Here is a 15,476-nt window from a genome sequence, read left to right on the forward strand (position 1 = left end):
AGCCATGCGCCCGGATCTGACCCATCTGAAGACCATTGAGCAGCGGCTGTTATGGCTGTCGCATTGGATGATCCACAACGCCAACCACATCCGCCCTAATCCGGACGGGATCAAGGTGGGCGGGCATCAGGCCTCCTCTGCCTCGATGGTGTCGATCATGACGGCTCTGTATTTCTCGGCGCTGCGGCCCGAGGACCGGGTGGCGGTGAAACCGCATGCCTCGCCGGTCTTCCACGCGATGCAATACCTGATGGGCAGCCAAACCCGCGAAAAGATGGAAAACTTCCGCGGCTTTGGCGGGGTGCAAAGCTATCCCAGCCGGACCAAGGACATTGACGACGTGGATTTCTCAACCGGCTCTGTCGGGCTGGGTGTCGGGATCACCGCGCTGGCGTCCATGGTGCAGGATTTCATCGCGGCCAAGGAATGGGGCGCCGGGACCAGGCTGGGCCGCATGGTGGCGCTGGCAGGTGACGCGGAGCTGGACGAGGGCAATATCTACGAGGTGCTGCAGGAGGGTTGGAAAAACGGCCTGCGCAACACATGGTGGATCATCGACTATAACCGCCAGTCGCTGGACGGGATTGTGCGCGAAGGCCTGTTCGAGCGGATTGAGAAGATATTCGATGCCTTTGGCTGGGATGTAGTGCGGGTGAAATACGGCGCCCTGCAGCGGGCTGCTTTTGCAGAGCCGGGCGGGGCGGCTTTGCGTGCCTGGATCGACGCCTGCCCGAACCAGCAATACTCAGCGCTGACTTACATGGGCGGTGCGGTCTGGCGCCAGCGGCTGCTGGATGACCTGGGCGACCAGGGAGAGGTCACCGCGCTGATCGAGCGCCGCAATGATACGGAACTGGCCGCGCTGATGGAAAACCTTGGCGGCAACTGCGTGGAGACCATGGCGGATACATTCGCCGCCATAGACCACGACCGCCCGGTCTGTTTCCTGGCCTATACGGTCAAGGGCTGGGGCACGCCGATTGCCGGCCACAAGGACAACCACGGCGGGCTGATGACCAAGGCGCAGATGGCGGACTGGCAATCACATATGGGAGTGCCGGACGGCCAGGAATGGGAGCCTTTTACAACAGTTGCCGATGTGCCCGCGCTGCAGGCTTTCCTTGGCCGGGTTCCCTTCTTTGCTGAAGGTCCGCGCCGCTACTCCGAGGCTCCGCTGACAGTGCCTGCCGTGGCCGTGGATACATCCCGCGAAATCTCGACCCAGATGGCCTTTGGCAAAATCATGGATGCGCTGGCACGCGGGGACAGCGACCTGGCGCAGCGGATCATGACCACCTCGCCGGACGTGACCGGCACCACCGGACTGGGGCCTTGGGTGAACCGGCGCAAACTGTTTGCCCGCGAGGCGCAGGCGGATGCCTTCATCGAGCACCGCATTCCCTCTACTGCCAAGTGGAACTTTGCCCCCGAGGGCCAGCATCTGGAGCTGGGCATTGCCGAGATGAACCTGTTCCTGCTGCTGGGGGCGGCGGGGCTGGCGCACAGTCTTTGGGGCAAACGGGTGATCCCGGTCGGCACGGTCTATGATCCCTTCGTGTGTCGCGGCCTCGATGCGCTGAACTATGCCTGTTACCAGGATGCGCGCTTCATGATCGCAGGCACGCCGTCGGGGGTGACGCTTGCGCCCGAGGGCGGCGCGCATCAATCCATCAGCACACCGCTGATCGGCATGAGCCAGGACGGGCTTGCGGCCTTTGAACCCGCCTTTGCCGATGAGCTGGCAGTGATCATGGAATGGGCCTTTGGCTATTTGCAGCGGGAGGGCGAGGGCGACCCGGATGAACGGACCTGGCTCCGGGATGAAACCGGCGGATCGGTCTATCTGCGGCTGAGCACAAAACCGCTGGAGCAGCCCGGCAAACGCGCCGATGAGGATTTCCGCCAAGGCGCCGTCGACGGTGCCTACTGGCTGCGCAAGCCCGGACCCAATTGTTCGGTTGTGATCGCCTACCAGGGCGCGGTTGCGGACGAGGCGATTGCCGCCGCCGGCATGATCGGCGGCGTGCGGCGGGATATCGGCGTGCTGGCCGTCACCTCGGCGGACCGTTTGAATGCAGGCTGGACCGCCGCCCAGCGGGAGCGCGCCCGCGGCAATCCGGCTGCCCTCTCGCATATCGAGCAGCTGCTGCGGGATCTGCCTGCGCATTGCACCCTGGTCACGGTGATCGACGGCCATCCGGCGACCCTCGCCTGGCTTGGCGCCGTGGCCGGGCACAAGACGGTCCCGCACGGGGTAGAGCACTTTGGCCAGACCGGGACAATCGGCGATCTCGCCCGCCATTTCCGGATCGACAGGGAGGCAATCGTCAAATCCATCGATGGTCTGACAGCGGGCCGCAAGGCAGCGCTGATGCCGGTCAACCACGGCTGACGCTGGTCAAGCGGTCCCGCCGCAGCGCCTGCATCCGCCGCTAGCGGTGGTATTGCGCAAACGGCAGGCCGCCAATCCGGGTAATGGCCACGGGTGTCTGATACAGCGCCGTCAGGCTGGCAGCGCTGGCAGCCTCATCCACCGGTCCTTGAAAGACGGCCCGCCCGTCCTTCAGCGCCACCACATGATCGGACCAGCTGATGGCATAGTTGAGGTCATGCACAACGATCACGATGCCCTTGCCGCGCTGTTCGGCCAGGCTGCGCAGCTGCGCCATCAGATTACGGGCGTGGTGCAGGTCCAGATTGTTCAACGGCTCATCCAGCAGCAGCCAGCCGGTGTCCTGGGCATAAGCCATGGCAATAAAGGCGCGCTGACGCTGCCCCCCCGACAGCTCATCCAGGAACCGTTGCTGCAAGGGGGCAAGGCCGAACAGCTCAATCGCATCCCCGATGGCTGCGCGGTCTGCTGCCGTCAGCCGTCCCTGGCTGTGCGGCCAGCGGCCAAAGCCGATCAGGTCTTTGACCCGGACCCGGCTGGCCACGGTCAGGTTCTGGGCCACAACCGCCATCTTGCGGGCCAGCTGGGCCGGGGCAATCCGGGCCGCGTCCATACCGTCCAGGCTGATGCACCCGCGGCTGGGGGCCAGCTGCTGCGCGATCAGGTTCAGCAGCGTCGACTTGCCCGCGCCATTGGGACCGATCAGGGCGGTGATCCGGCCTGCGGGGATCTCAGCATCAATCCCGTCAAGGATGGGTTTCGCGCCATGGCCATAGCTGAGGCCCGTTATTTTGATCACCGGATTTTCCCCTTTGCCAGCAGGAACATGAACAACAAGCCGCCGCAAAACTCGATGACAACGGCCAGGGTGGATTGCAGCATCAGGACGCGTTCGAACACGGTCTGGCCCGCTACCAGGATAAGCGCGGAAATCAGCGCCGCAGCCGGCAGCAGAAGCGCATGGCGGTGGCTCCGCATCAGACTGTGCGCCAGGCTTGTCACCAGCAGCCCCAGAAAGGCGATCGGCCCGGCCAGCGCCGTCGACACCGAAACAAGCGCGGCAATGATGCACAGTACTTTCAGCTGCAGCCGGTCATGACCCACACCCAGGCTGCGCGCCGTATCCCGGCCCAGAGCGGCCACATCCAAAACCGCGTGATTGCGCCAAAGCCACAGAAAGGCCAGCATCATCAGTCCCAGGGCCACCGCCAGCGCCTCGCTGTCGATGCCGCCGAACTGCGCAAACATTCTGGCCTGCACGATTGAAAATTCGGACGGATCCATCAGCCGCTGAACAAAGGCCGTGAGTGTCCGGAACATCAGCCCCAGAACCACGCCGGTCAGCACCATCAGCTGGATATCATGGCGGGTCCGGCTCAGCACGCTGGTGAACAGGACCAGCGCCGCACCCATCATTACCGCTGCGTCCAGCAGGAACCCGGCCAGGGCCGGGATCCGGCTGCTGCCGGCAATCCCCAAACCTGCAACCAACCCGGTCTGCAGCAGCAGGAACAGCGCGTCGAACCCCATAAAGGCGGGTGTCAGAATGCGGTTGTGGCTGATCGTCTGCAACAGCACCGTTGCGACCCCGACGGCGGCCCCGACCGACAGCAGACCCGCCAGTTTGACCATCCGCAGCTCCAGGATATAGGCGGTGGGGCCGCGCAAGCCCCAGAACAGGAACAGCGCCGCCGCCGCCGCCAGCAAGCAGCCCAGGCCCAGGATCCGCCGGTCAGCCATGCGGCCGCCGCCCCAGCAGCATGTACAGAAACACCGCAGCGCCGAAGATGCCGAAAACGGTGCCGGCGGGGATTTCATAAGGGTAGCGCAGCAGCCGCCCCAGAATATCGCACAGCAGCAGCAGCCCGGCCCCGGTGCCGGCAACGACCGGCAGGCTGGCACGCAGGTTGTCACCCATGATCCGTGAGACCAGATTCGGCACCACCAGCCCGATGAAGGGCAGCATCCCGACGGTCACGATCACCAGCGCCGACACCAGCGAAACGGTGACAATGCCAAAACCCAGCACCTGCCCGTAACGCAGCCCAAGGTTCAGGCTGATATTCCGGCCCAGCCCCGCGATGGTGAACTGATCTGCCGCAAAATAGCTGAGCACCGCCAGCCCGCCTGCCAGCCAAAGCAGCTCATACCGCCCCGCCAGGACGCCGGAAAACTCGCCGGTCATCCAGATGCCAAGGTATTGCAGCAGATCGGTCTGAAGTGCGAAGAACGTTGCGCAGGCCATCAAAACCCCGCCGTAAACCAGCCCGGCCAGCGGGATCAGCAAAGGCCGCTCGGGCGGAATGCGGCGGGCCAGCAGGATGAACAGGGCAGTGCCCGCCAGGGCCGAAGCCGAGGCCGCCAGCATCTTGCCGAACAAGGGCATCGCAGGCGTCAGCAGCGTCACCGCCAGCAATCCCAGCATGGCGGCTTCATTGGTGCCGGTGGTGCCGGGCTCGACGAATTTATTGCGCACCAGCAGTTGCATGATGACACCCGCCACCGCCATGGACGCGCCGGTCAGCAGCACCGCAGCGGTACGGGGAATGCGGCTGACCGCCAGCAGCTGCAACGCCTGCGGATCGCTCAACACTGCCCCCGGGCTCAGCCGGTTGATCCCTACAAACAGGCTGACCGCAGCGAGCAAGCCCAACAGAAGGCCCATCAGAACCAGGGTATTCCGCCCCCCCGCAGCGCGGCTGTCCAGGGCGGCAGGATCAGCCACCTGCCGCAAACCCTGTCAGAATGTCCTCCAGCGTCGCCGTCATCGACTGGATGCCGCCGCCCGCAACATAGACATTGGCCGCATTCAGATAGACCACCTGCTGCCGGCGCCAGGCTGTGGTGCCCGCCACCAGCGCATTGTCCAGGGTGACCGCCGCCGCCTGATTGCCCTGGCCAATCGCCGTGGCGCGGTCGATGACGATCAGCCAGTCCGGGTTGGCCGCAGCGATGAACTCAAAGGATACCGCCTCGCCGTGGGTCTGTGCTGCGACGCTTTCGACCGCCTCCGGCAGATCCAGCGCGGTGTGCAGCCATCCAAACCGCGACCCCGCGCCATAGACAGACACTTTGGGGCCGTTGGTCATCAGGATCATCGCCTTGCCACGGCCACCAACGGCAGCGCGGGTGTGCTCCAGCTTGGCAGTGAACGCCGCTTCCAGATCCGCCGCCCGCGCCTCCTGCCCGGTCAGGCGGCCATAGCTGCGCAGCCGCGCCAGCGATTGCGCAACGTGGTCTTCGCCCCAGATCGTCATATCGATGGCCGGGGCAATCCCGGCCAGCGCCTCGACCTGCGCCGAGGACCGCCCGCCCGCAACAATCAGATCCGGCGCCAGCATGGCAATGGCCTCAAAATCCGGTTCAAACAGGGTGCCTACCGGCGCGGCCTTGTCTTGCAGATCCTGCAGGTGGCTGACAAACAGCTTGGACGGGACACCGGTGATCGGCGCCCGCAATGCCTCCAGCGTGTCCGCCGCTGCGGCATCCAGCACGACGATTGATTGCGGGGCGTGCGGCAGTTCGACCGCGCCGCGCGCGGTGTCAATGGCAATGCTTTGCGCCTGAGCAGCACCGGCCAGGGCAACAGCAATTGATGCAGCCAGCTGCAAAATCTTCCGATGGGCCATTTTCTATCCTGCTAAGATGGAATTTGGCTGGCGGGGCAGGCTTGCTCAAGATCGAGAGGGGCTTACCGGCCTGTGCCGCAAAAGTCCAGCCGTGCTGCTGCTGTGCCAGCTGCCGGCCGCAGGCCGCACAAAAATGCAACATCAGCATAATAACGGAAAATCGCCCGGACAGGGGCTTGCAGCCGCTGGAATTGCTTCCTATCAGGCCCAAGCCTTTGCAAGGCCAGCCAGGATCAAGCCCAAGCTAACAGCTCTTAGAACACGGGTTTATCATGGCACGAACTTCCAACATCCGCCTGTCAGGGCTGCTGTGCAGCACCGCTCTGACTCTCATCTCCGCCCCAGCCGCCTTTGCCGAGGAAGACGACGTGCTGTCGCTGGATCCGATCATCGTCAAACAGCGCGACCCCGCAGGCAACGCCGCCGACCGCGCAACATCAATCTATGTGGCCGACGCCGAGATCGAACGCGCCGCGATGGGCGACCTCAAGGACCTGTTTGCCGGCATCGCCTCGGTCTCGGTCGGCGGCGGCATTCCGATTGCGCAGAAGATCTTCGTCAACGGCGTCGACATGCTGAACCTGGCGGTGCAGGTGGATGGCGTCAGCCAGAACAACCGCACCTTCCACCACGTCAGCGCCAACGCCTTTGACCCCGGCCTGATGAAATCGGTCCGCGTCGATCCCGGCGTCGCCCCCGCGGACGCCGGTCCCCGCGCGCTGGCGGGCCGGGTGGTGATGGAAACCATCGATGCCGAAGATATCCTGGACGACGGCGCAACTTTCGGCGGCCGGTCCCGCCTGTCCTATTCCAGCAACGGCAGTACCGCCCAGGGCTCGCTGACCCTGGCAGGCCGCAGCGGCGGCTTTGAAATCCTTGGCTACGCCAAACGCGCAACCGGCGACAACTATGAGGACGGCGGCGGCAACGAGGTGACCGGCTCCGCCGCAAACCTGACTGCAGGCCTGTTGAAATTCGCCTATGAGGGCGATCAGGGCGACCGGATCGAACTGTCGCTGCAAGAGACACAGGACAACGAAATCCGCAACTTCCAGCCCAACTTCGGTTCCAGCACCCGCGGTTTCGCACCCTATTACACCCGCCGCCGCATCGCCTCGCTGCGCTATGAGAGCGGTAACGAGACCGGCCTTTGGGACCCTTCGGCGACCTTTGGTTTCTCCGACATCAACGTTGACCGCCCTTCCGATCCGTTCGGCGATTCCACTTCCACCAGTTCAAACACCTACTCGCTGACGTTGCAGAACGATTTCCACCTGTCCGACAGCAACACGATCACGGCCGGCGTGGATTATCAGGTCCGCGAAAGCACGGTGAACGCCACCTGGGTCAACGGGCTGACCGGGGAGGAAAGCAAGAACTTCGGCGTCTTCGCCCAGGCCCGGCTTGAACCCACCAACCGCCTCAGCGTTTCTGCCGGCGTCCGCTATGATTGGCAGGACTTCACCGGCCAGGATTTCGCCCAGTCCGGCACCCCGTTCACCGATTCCCCGTCCGGGGCAAGCGGCAACCTGTCACTGGTTTATGACGTGACCGACTCGCTGTCGCTGCGGGCCGGCTATTCCAACGTCTTTGGCGGTTACGATCTGGAAGACAACTTCCTGTTCTATCAGGCCTGGAACTATGCGGGCCTGCGGGCCTCGCGCGCTAAGAACATCATCCTTGGTGCCGACTGGCAGCGCGGCAACTGGACATTGGGCGGCGAGCTGTTCAAGACCAATATCGGCAATGTCCGCGGTGTCACCCGGACCGGTGCTGTCGTCGGCAACGACTTCGAAAGCAAAGGCTTCAACCTGGCCGCAACCTATGGCTGGGACAGCGGCTTTGCCCGCTTCACCATGAACAGCAGCGACATCGAATTCAACGGCCAGCCGGCGGAGAGCTTCTTTGTCGTCGACTCGGGCACTCCGATCGGCAAAGTTCTGGCCTTTGAGGTGCAGCAGGAAATCCCAACCATGAATCTGCTGGTCGGCGGCAGCGTCGAGGCCGGCCTGTCGAACGACAATGGCGTCTATGAAACCTACACCCAAAAGCAGGAAAGCTATCAGGTTCTGAACCTCTTCGCCGAATACAGCCCGCCATCCCTTGGCAACGTCACCATCCGGGCGGCCATCGACAACGTGTTCGACACCCAATACGCCGACCGGGCCACCTATGGCACCGAATACACCGCTGCGTCGCTGACCTCGATCAAGGAACCGGGCCGCAATATCTCGGTTGTTGCCACCCTTAAGTTCTAAGCAACCGCGGGGGCGCCTGCCTTGGCGCCCCTGTCTCGGATTTCCGTCATGCGCGGTCTTCTGCCGGGCACCGTAAATCCTTCGTATTTTTGGAAAAATTCGCTTCCCCGCCAGCCGGAATCCGATTAGTCAGAGCGGTGTGAATTCAACGTCACACCAGGCGCCTTGCCTTTCGCCGGCGCCGCTCAGCAGCCAGCCATCCCGCTAGTTCATGTCGAAACAGACCCGGTTGACCTGATTGCCCGGCACCCCGCCAGGCGCCGGCCCGCCGCGGCACGGCTACGGGAAAATCCTGGACCATGCGACCTGCCTTTACTCTCATCACGCCTCTGCGGGGCGGCCCGCGATGAGCCTCCAGAAAACAATTCAGCCCGGCCCCAGCGCCCAGGCTGCATCCCTGCAGGCACTGCTGAACGGCTTCCTGCGGGAAGTCCTGCCGGACAGTGCTACCCTGACCAGCGGCAATGATGCGGTTGAAATCCCGCTCAGCCATATTCCCGCCCGTCTGCGGGTGGCGGTCGCATATTACTCCCGGACCGGGCCGCATCATTTCGGGGCGGCGCAGATCCGCTTTGCCGCCTCCCCCGTCTGGCAGGCAGCCGCGCCGGTACAGGTGATGACACTGATTGCGCAGGAATGCTTTGCGCATCTGAACGCCCGCGATCCCGGCAAGCTGCCGGAGTTCCTGCGCGGCGTCTTCAACAGCAACGCTGAAATCGAAAAGATCCTGCGCCGCAACGCCGGCACGCCCGACCCGGACAGCTTCCTGGAGGCAGAACAGGCGCTCTCCTACGGCCACTGGCTGCACCCCACTCCCAAAAGCCGCGACGGGCTGACCGACTGGCAGCAGGCGGCATACGCCCCCGAATACGCAGGCCGGTTCCCGCTCACCTTCTTTGCTGCCGACAAAAGCATCGTCTCGCAGAGCGCCGCATACGGGACCGCCGCGGACATGGTCCATCAGATCCCTGGCATCGCCGGGGCATTTCAGCTGCAAACCCATGAAGCCCTGATCCCCGCACACCCGCTGCAGGCGCAGATGCTGCGGCTGGATCCCGCGGTGCAGGCGCTGCTCGCCTCGGGCAAACTGCGCGACCTGGGCGCGGCAGGGGGCGATTTTGCCGCCACGTCTTCGGTGCGCACAGTTTATGCGCCGGATTGCCCCTGGATGCTGAAATTCTCGATCCCGGTGCGGCTGACAAACTCGCTGCGCGTCACCCTGCGCAACGAACTGGACGTGGGTGTGTCCATGGCCCGGCTGCTGCGCAAGCTGGAATTCAGCAAGATCAGCCCGCGCTTCCGGATCATCGATGATCCCGCTTATCTGACCGTGAATCTGCCGGGCCGCCGCGAAAGCGGGTTTGAGGTTATTTTCCGCAACAATCCCTTTATGGGCGCAGCGGGCAAGGGCATCTATAACCTCGCCGCCCTCAGCGCCGACCCGCTGCCCGGCCGCAGTGCGCTCCTGAGCACCCTCATCAATCGCCTGGCAGCGGCCCGCGGCCAATCCCCCTCCGAGACCGCCCGCCTTTGGTTCGAGGCCTATCTCGACTGCATGCTGGACCCGGTGCTGGATCTCTACGACCGGCACGGCATCGCGCTGGAGGCGCATCAGCAGAACTGCCTGCTGGATCTCAGCACCGGCCTGCCGTCCCGCGGCTATTACCGTGACAACCAGGGCTATTTCATCGCCTGCGACGCCTTCCCCCGCCTCAACGCGCTGGAGCCGTCACTGGCAGGCCAGCCCGCGCTGGTTTACCCGCGCGGCCACATCAACCAACGGCTGGCCTATTACCTGGTGGTCAACCAGATCTTTGCGGTGATCCGCCGTCTGGGCTGCGACGGGCTGGCCAGCGAACCCGCGCTGTTGTTGCAACTGCGCCGCCGTTTGATCGCCGCCGCCAGCCGCCTCACCGGCGCCGCGGCGGAGTTTGCCTGCTACCTGCTGACCGCACCGTCGCTGGCTGCCAAGGCCAACCTGCTGACCCGCGTCCACAACGTGGATGAGCTGGAGACCGCCGCGCAGGAAGGGATGTTCCTGCAGATGAAGAACCCCATCGCCGCAGCCCAGCCGCAGCCCCTGCAGGAGCGTGCCGATGTCCCTGCATGAACCCTTAAGCCGCGCAATCTCCGCCCCCCGCGTCCTGCGCCAGCTGTGCGAGGCGCTTTTGTGCGAGGGCTGGGCCGCATCACTGCAATTGGACCGCAGCCAAGCGGTAGGCTGGTGCCTGCGCCAGACGCAGTTCCGAGCCCGCGGACGCCGCGGCGCCTTTGGCCGCTATAGGCTGCAGGAAGGCAGTATTGAGATCCATGACAGCGGCACCTGGCGCCCCGCCTGCACCGCGGATGTTCTGGCAGCGGTGGCAGACCCTTCGCCCGCGATGGAAACCCTGCGCGACGATCTGGCCCACACCGAACACCTCAGCGACCTGGCCGCGCTGCAGACCCGGGCAGCGGCACGGCGCCATTCCCTACCCTGCTCCGCACTGGAAACCGCGCTGTACGAGGGCCACCCCTACCACCCTTGTTTCAAAGCCCGCAGCGGGTTCACCGATGCCGACCACCTCGCCTACGGGCCGGAGGGTGGCGAAACCTTCCGCCTGACGGGCGTGCTGTTCCACCACACGCTGATACAGCAATCCTTGCCGCACGAGGACTTCTGGGGGCAGGAGCTGGGAGCCGCCGAGTGGCACCGTATCGCCGCGCTGGCGGAACAGCACAACGCACCGCTCGGCAATTACAACCTGCTGCCCCTGCATCCCTGGCAGCATGCCAGACTGCAACCCGACCCGTTGTTCAACACATGGCGCACATCCGGCCAGCTGTTAGAAATCGGTCCCATCGGCGAGGCTTACAAGGCCACCCAGTCGGTCCGGACCCTGATGAACGCCGAAACCCCCTCCCGCGCCCATGTGAAAACCGCGATGGCGATGCGCAACACCTCCGCGCTGCGCACCCTCGCGCCGGAATCCGTCACCGTCGCCCCGGCGATCTCCAACTGGCTGGCGGGTGTGTGCGGCAATGATCCGCTGTTCTCCAGCCGCTACCCGCTGACCCTGCTGCCGGAATACGCTGCCGTCACCGCCGGCCGCGGCACCGCGCTGGACGGGCATCTGGCCGCGATCTGGCGCCGCAGCCCGGACTCGCTGGGCCTGGCCCCGGACAGCATGATGCCCTTCAACGGTCTCGCCCTCACGGAACCGGACGGCACACCCTTGATCGCCCCCTGGATCGAACAGCACGGGCTTGAGACTTGGCTGAACCAGCTGATCGAGGTTGCGGTGCTGCCCATCTGGCACCTTTTGGTGGCCCACGGCATCGGGCTGGAGGCACACGGCCAGAACCTGATCCTGCAGCATGAAGGCGGCTGGCCCGCAGGCCTGATTGCCCGCGATTTCCACGAAAGCTTGGAATACGTGCCAAACCTGCTTTCGCGCCCGGACCTTTGCCCGGATCTCGCGCGCATCGACCCGGTCTATGCGGCCGCGCCGCCCGACCAATTCCACCGGATGTCCAGCGCTGAGGAGCTGCGCTGGCTGGTGATGGACACGCTTTTTGTCTTCAACCTCGCCGACCTCTCGTACCTGCTGCAGCGCCACTATGGCTTTGCCGAAACCTCCTTCTGGCGCCGGGTCCGCAGCCGGCTGGACCGCTACACCGCCGAACACGGAATGCAGGCGCGGCAGGCCGCCCTCGCCCCCTTCGCACCGCAGATCCGCGCCGAAAGCCTGATTTCCCGCAAGATCGACCCTGACCGCCCGCAGCACGGCCACCTGATCGCCAACGCCCTGGCCACCGAGAAAGGATGACTGACATGTTTGTTCTGAACGACACCCCCATCGACCCCTCAGGCCTCGCCGCACGGCTGGACCGGGTGCTGACCGAACCCGCCGCGCACCGCTACGGCCTGCACATGCAGAACGCGGGCGCCGCGCTGTCTGCGCTTCTGTACCTGCGCGCGCAGAACGCGGGCGTCTTCCCGATCCACCCCGGCATCCCGCCGGAAACCACCCGTGAAATGGCGCAGGCGGCGGGCTGCGACGTGATGCTCAGCGACGGGCTGAAACAGACCGCCCTCCCCCAAGCAGGCGCCACCCCGCGCGGCGGCGTGCTGGTGCAGATGAGCTCCGGCACCACCGGGACCGCCAAGGTGATCACCCGCACATGGGCTGAAATCGCGGCCGAGGTCGAAAGCTACGCCGTCTTCTTCACCGCCAGTGCCGCGATGACGCCGGTGATCGCCTGCCCCGTCACCCATTCCTACGGGCTGATTGCCGGCGTCTTCGTGGCGCTGCACCGCGGCCATGTGCCGGTGGTGCTCGACAGCTTGAACCCGAAATACATCCTGCGCCGCCTGCGCGAGACGGACCAGCCGCTGCTCTATACTTCGCCCGCGATGCTGCACACTTTGGCGCGCCTCCTGCCCGAGGACCAGCGGCTCCATGCCGCCAACACCTCCGGCACCGTGCTGCCAGAGGCCTGGTTCCAACTGATCCGCGCCCGCACCATCCATCTGTTTCAGCAGTACGGCTGTTCCGAGGCTGGCTGCGTCGCCATCAACCAGGATCTGCAGAACCCCTATGACGTCGGCCAGCCGCTGCCTCATGCCGCCCTCACCGCGGGCCAGAACGGCACCCCGGACGCAGTGCGCATCACCATCGCAGGACAGACAATCGACACCGGCGACCTCGGCCACCTGAATGATACCGGCATGCTGGTCTTCACCGCCCGCGCCGATGACATGATCAACGTGGCGGGCCTCAATGTCTATCCGCAGGACGTGGAACAGGCCGTAATGGCCCTGCCCGGCGTCAGTGACGCTGTCTCCTTCCGCATCCCTGACCCGCGTTCCGGCGCCCGCGCCGGCCTGCTCTACTCAGGTACGGCAACCGAAGACGCCATCCGCCAGGCCTGCCGCAGCGCACTGGCGGACTACCAGCAGCCCGCCTTGATCAAACATCTGCCCGCCCTGCCCCGCCAGGCCAACGGCAAGATCAGCCGCAGTGAAATTTCGGCCCAGTACGCACAAGAGGCGGTTCCCGCATGACCTACGACAGTATCCTCGACGCCATCCGCCAGATTCTGTCCGGACCTCTCGCCAACCCGCATATGCAGAACTTCCGCCCCGAGGCGGTACTGAACGACGACCTGCACATCGACTCGGTGATCCTGATCAACCTGATGCTGCATCTGGAAACAGATCACCGCATCGAGGTACCCGAACGCGAGCTGTCCAAGGACGATTTCGCCACCGTCGACGGGCTGATCCGTATGCTGATGGGCGAGCCCCCCGCCCCTGCGGCAGACAGCGGCAATGCCCCCGCGCCCAGCGAAATCACCGTGCATTGCTTTGTCAGCTGCCTTTGCGCCGCGATCCGCCGGCATGAGACCCTGAATTTCCGGCCCTTCTACTTCGGCACCTGGGACAGCAGCTTTGCAGTCACCCCCGCGATGCAGCTCGCCTATCACAGCGAGGAGATTACCCAGGATCTGTACGCCCGCTGGGTCGAACGCCTGTACAATATCCCGGTGCGCGAATGGTACGACCACGGCAAGACCAAGGAAGATAACCTGATCCAGTTCGAGCGGCTCCTCTCGACCAAATCCGATGACGAGCAGCTGGTAGTCTTCCTTGACATGTTCCACCTGCCGGAGCGCGAGAACAAGTCCAATCAAAACCCTTTCCCGCATTACGTCATCATTGAGCTGACCGAGGACCCGGACCTCTGGCACCTCTATGACCCGGATTACCGCTGGCGCGGCGACCTGCCGCGCGAAACCATCCTCAACGCGATGGCGCAGCCCACCGTGGCGGGCGGCTATATCCTGAACAGCGGCCATGCGCAGGCGCCGAAACCCCGAGATCTTGCCACATATTTCACCGACACCTTCCGCGCGGATGACAACCTCCTGACCTCCGCCCTGCGCCGAATTTTCGAGTATCACTGCCAGCCCTCCCGGCCGCTGGCACTGGCCGACCTCGGCCGCGCAGTGCGGGAAATGCCGGTGCTCTCCTTGCGCAAATACGCCTATGAGCACGCCTTTGCCTTCTTCTGGCAGGAGCTGGATACAGCGTTCGAACCCTTCGACGCCGAATGCGACCGGGTGGAGGCGCTGTGCGAGGGGTTCCGCAGCCTGCACTTCCTGGCCGCCCGCATCGCCCATATCGGCGACCGCGCCCTGATCCCCGATCTGTTCGCAGCGCTGGATGCGCTGGACAAGCTCGAGTTCACCATCAAATCCGCACTGCACGCCCAGTTCGGCGACTGGTGCGCCGCCAATCTGCCAGCCCAGTCCAGTCTTCCGGCCAGCCCCCCGCAGAACATTGCGCAGCCCGAGGAGGTTCCGGCATGAAAATCTCGCTTTGCACCATTTCCTTCCGCCATCGGCTGATCGGCCTCAAGGACATTGCCTTCTGGGCCCGCGACAACGGCTTTCAGGGCATCGAACTATGGGCCATCCACGCCCGCAATCAATCGCCGCTCGCTATCCACAACGCCCAGTGGATGGCAGCGCAGGGGCTGTCGGTGCCGATGATCAGCGACTACCTGCCGCTGCATGACCCGGATCTGCTGCGCAGCTGCACCCTGGCGCTTTGCGCCCAGGCCCGCGTCTGGGGGGCGCCCAAAATGCGCACCTTTGCCGGCCAGCAGGCCAGCGCCGCCGCCACGCCAGACGAGCGCCGCCAGACCATCCGCGCCCTGCGCGAGGTCTGCACCATCGCTGCCGGCCACGGGCTGCGGCTCTTGGTCGAAACCCACCCAGGTTCCCTGGCCGATACGCTGCCCAGCACCTGCGACCTGATCGATGCCGTCAATCACGATGCGCTGATGATCAACTTCGACGCGCTGCACGTCTGGGAAGGCGGCGACGACCCGGTCGAGGCCCGCCGCATCCTATTGCCCCGCATCGCCCATTATCACCTGAAAAACGTCTCGTCCCGCGACCGGTTCGGGGTCTTTGCCCCCAACAACGTCTACAGCGCCGCAGGCACCCGCGACGGCATGGTGCCGCTGTTCAAGGGCGCCTATGATTACAGCGATTTCCTGTCTGCCCTGGCGCAGGACCCCGGCTGCGAAGCCTCGCTGGAATGGTTCGGGGATGCGGTTTTTCAGACCCTGAAAAGCGATATCGCGCAACTCCGGGCCAGAACCCGCCAAGAAACCCCCAAGACCGCCACTGCGGTGTAGCCGCGGA

General features: G+C 64.7%; 11 protein-coding genes. 7 read left to right on the forward strand and 4 right to left on the reverse strand.

What is annotated here, in order from left to right; all coding sequences use genetic code 11:
• The first annotated feature begins 4 nt into the window (after nt 1–4).
• The gene (locus AQUI_RS0125660; protein ID WP_027260056.1) at nt 5–2,392 is read left to right on the forward strand and encodes a transketolase; all 2,388 of its coding nucleotides are present in this window, start codon (nt 5–7) and stop codon (nt 2,390–2,392) included.
• A 40-nt stretch (nt 2,393–2,432) separates the two neighbouring features.
• Here the strand turns inward: AQUI_RS0125660 and AQUI_RS0125665 are convergent, their stop codons facing one another.
• Genes AQUI_RS0125665 through AQUI_RS0125680 form a run of 4 tightly spaced genes read right to left on the reverse strand, consistent with a single transcriptional unit; the run spans nt 2,433 to nt 6,021 of the window.
• Nucleotides 2,433–3,191: an iron ABC transporter ATP-binding protein gene (locus AQUI_RS0125665; protein ID WP_027260057.1), complete on the reverse strand. Its 759-nt coding sequence runs from the start codon at nt 3,189–3,191 to the stop codon at nt 2,433–2,435.
• Nucleotides 3,188–4,132: an iron chelate uptake ABC transporter family permease subunit gene (locus tag AQUI_RS0125670; protein ID WP_027260058.1), complete on the reverse strand. Its 945-nt coding sequence runs from the start codon at nt 4,130–4,132 to the stop codon at nt 3,188–3,190. Before AQUI_RS0125670 ends, AQUI_RS0125665 begins: the two co-directional genes overlap by 4 nt.
• Entirely contained in the window at nt 4,125–5,057 is a 933-nt protein-coding gene (locus AQUI_RS0125675) for an ABC transporter permease (RefSeq protein WP_027260059.1), read from the reverse strand. The genes AQUI_RS0125670 and AQUI_RS0125675 overlap by 8 nt, the downstream gene beginning before the upstream one ends.
• Nucleotides 5,058–5,109: 52 nt before the next feature.
• Entirely contained in the window at nt 5,110–6,021 is a 912-nt protein-coding gene (locus tag AQUI_RS0125680; protein WP_027260060.1) for a siderophore ABC transporter substrate-binding protein, read from the reverse strand.
• Nucleotides 6,022–6,293: 272 nt separating this feature from the next.
• On the opposite strand from AQUI_RS0125680, the gene AQUI_RS0125685 reads away from it, so the two are divergent.
• From AQUI_RS0125685 to AQUI_RS0125710, 6 genes are all read left to right on the forward strand, one after another.
• Nucleotides 6,294–8,279 (forward strand): TonB-dependent receptor plug domain-containing protein, encoded by a 1,986-nt coding sequence (locus tag AQUI_RS0125685; RefSeq protein ID WP_027260061.1) that lies wholly within the window; start codon nt 6,294–6,296, stop codon nt 8,277–8,279.
• Nucleotides 8,280–8,625: 346 nt separating this feature from the next.
• Nucleotides 8,626–10,389, forward strand: coding sequence for an IucA/IucC family protein (locus AQUI_RS0125690; RefSeq protein ID WP_051372061.1), 1,764 nt, complete (start codon nt 8,626–8,628; stop codon nt 10,387–10,389).
• On the forward strand, nt 10,376–12,088 hold the full coding sequence (locus tag AQUI_RS0125695) for an IucA/IucC family protein (RefSeq protein WP_035920557.1): 1,713 nt from the start codon (nt 10,376–10,378) through the stop codon (nt 12,086–12,088). Before AQUI_RS0125690 ends, AQUI_RS0125695 begins: the two co-directional genes overlap by 14 nt.
• Before the next feature lie 5 nt (nt 12,089–12,093).
• Nucleotides 12,094–13,326: an AMP-binding protein gene (locus tag AQUI_RS0125700; RefSeq protein WP_027260064.1), complete on the forward strand. Its 1,233-nt coding sequence runs from the start codon at nt 12,094–12,096 to the stop codon at nt 13,324–13,326.
• Nucleotides 13,323–14,633: a DUF6005 family protein gene (locus tag AQUI_RS28985; RefSeq protein ID WP_035920559.1), complete on the forward strand. Its 1,311-nt coding sequence runs from the start codon at nt 13,323–13,325 to the stop codon at nt 14,631–14,633. Before AQUI_RS0125700 ends, AQUI_RS28985 begins: the two co-directional genes overlap by 4 nt.
• Nucleotides 14,630–15,469, forward strand: a complete 840-nt coding sequence (locus AQUI_RS0125710; protein ID WP_027260065.1) for a sugar phosphate isomerase/epimerase family protein — start codon at nt 14,630–14,632, stop codon at nt 15,467–15,469. Before AQUI_RS28985 ends, AQUI_RS0125710 begins: the two co-directional genes overlap by 4 nt.
• Nucleotides 15,470–15,476 lie beyond the last annotated feature (7 nt).

The organism is Leisingera aquimarina DSM 24565 (assembly GCF_000473165.1).
In the GTDB taxonomy this organism is placed as follows: domain Bacteria; phylum Pseudomonadota; class Alphaproteobacteria; order Rhodobacterales; family Rhodobacteraceae; genus Leisingera; species Leisingera aquimarina.

Bases quoted from the DNA above. Each gene is read 5' to 3' on its own strand.
- AQUI_RS0125660 (WP_027260056.1), top strand. From the start codon at position 5: ATGCGCCCGGATCTGACCCATCTGAAGACCATTGAGCAGCGGCTGTTA.
- AQUI_RS0125670 (WP_027260058.1), bottom strand. From the start codon at position 4,132: ATGGCTGACCGGCGGATCCTGGGCCTGGGCTGCTTGCTGGCGGCGGCG.
- AQUI_RS0125675 (WP_027260059.1), bottom strand. From the start codon at position 5,057: ATGGGCCTTCTGTTGGGCTTGCTCGCTGCGGTCAGCCTGTTTGTAGGG.
- AQUI_RS0125680 (WP_027260060.1), bottom strand. From the start codon at position 6,021: ATGGCCCATCGGAAGATTTTGCAGCTGGCTGCATCAATTGCTGTTGCC.
- AQUI_RS0125685 (WP_027260061.1), top strand. From the start codon at position 6,294: ATGGCACGAACTTCCAACATCCGCCTGTCAGGGCTGCTGTGCAGCACC.
- AQUI_RS0125690 (WP_051372061.1), top strand. From the start codon at position 8,626: ATGAGCCTCCAGAAAACAATTCAGCCCGGCCCCAGCGCCCAGGCTGCA.
- AQUI_RS0125695 (WP_035920557.1), top strand. From the start codon at position 10,376: ATGTCCCTGCATGAACCCTTAAGCCGCGCAATCTCCGCCCCCCGCGTC.
- AQUI_RS0125700 (WP_027260064.1), top strand. From the start codon at position 12,094: ATGTTTGTTCTGAACGACACCCCCATCGACCCCTCAGGCCTCGCCGCA.
- AQUI_RS28985 (WP_035920559.1), top strand. From the start codon at position 13,323: ATGACCTACGACAGTATCCTCGACGCCATCCGCCAGATTCTGTCCGGA.
- AQUI_RS0125710 (WP_027260065.1), top strand. From the start codon at position 14,630: ATGAAAATCTCGCTTTGCACCATTTCCTTCCGCCATCGGCTGATCGGC.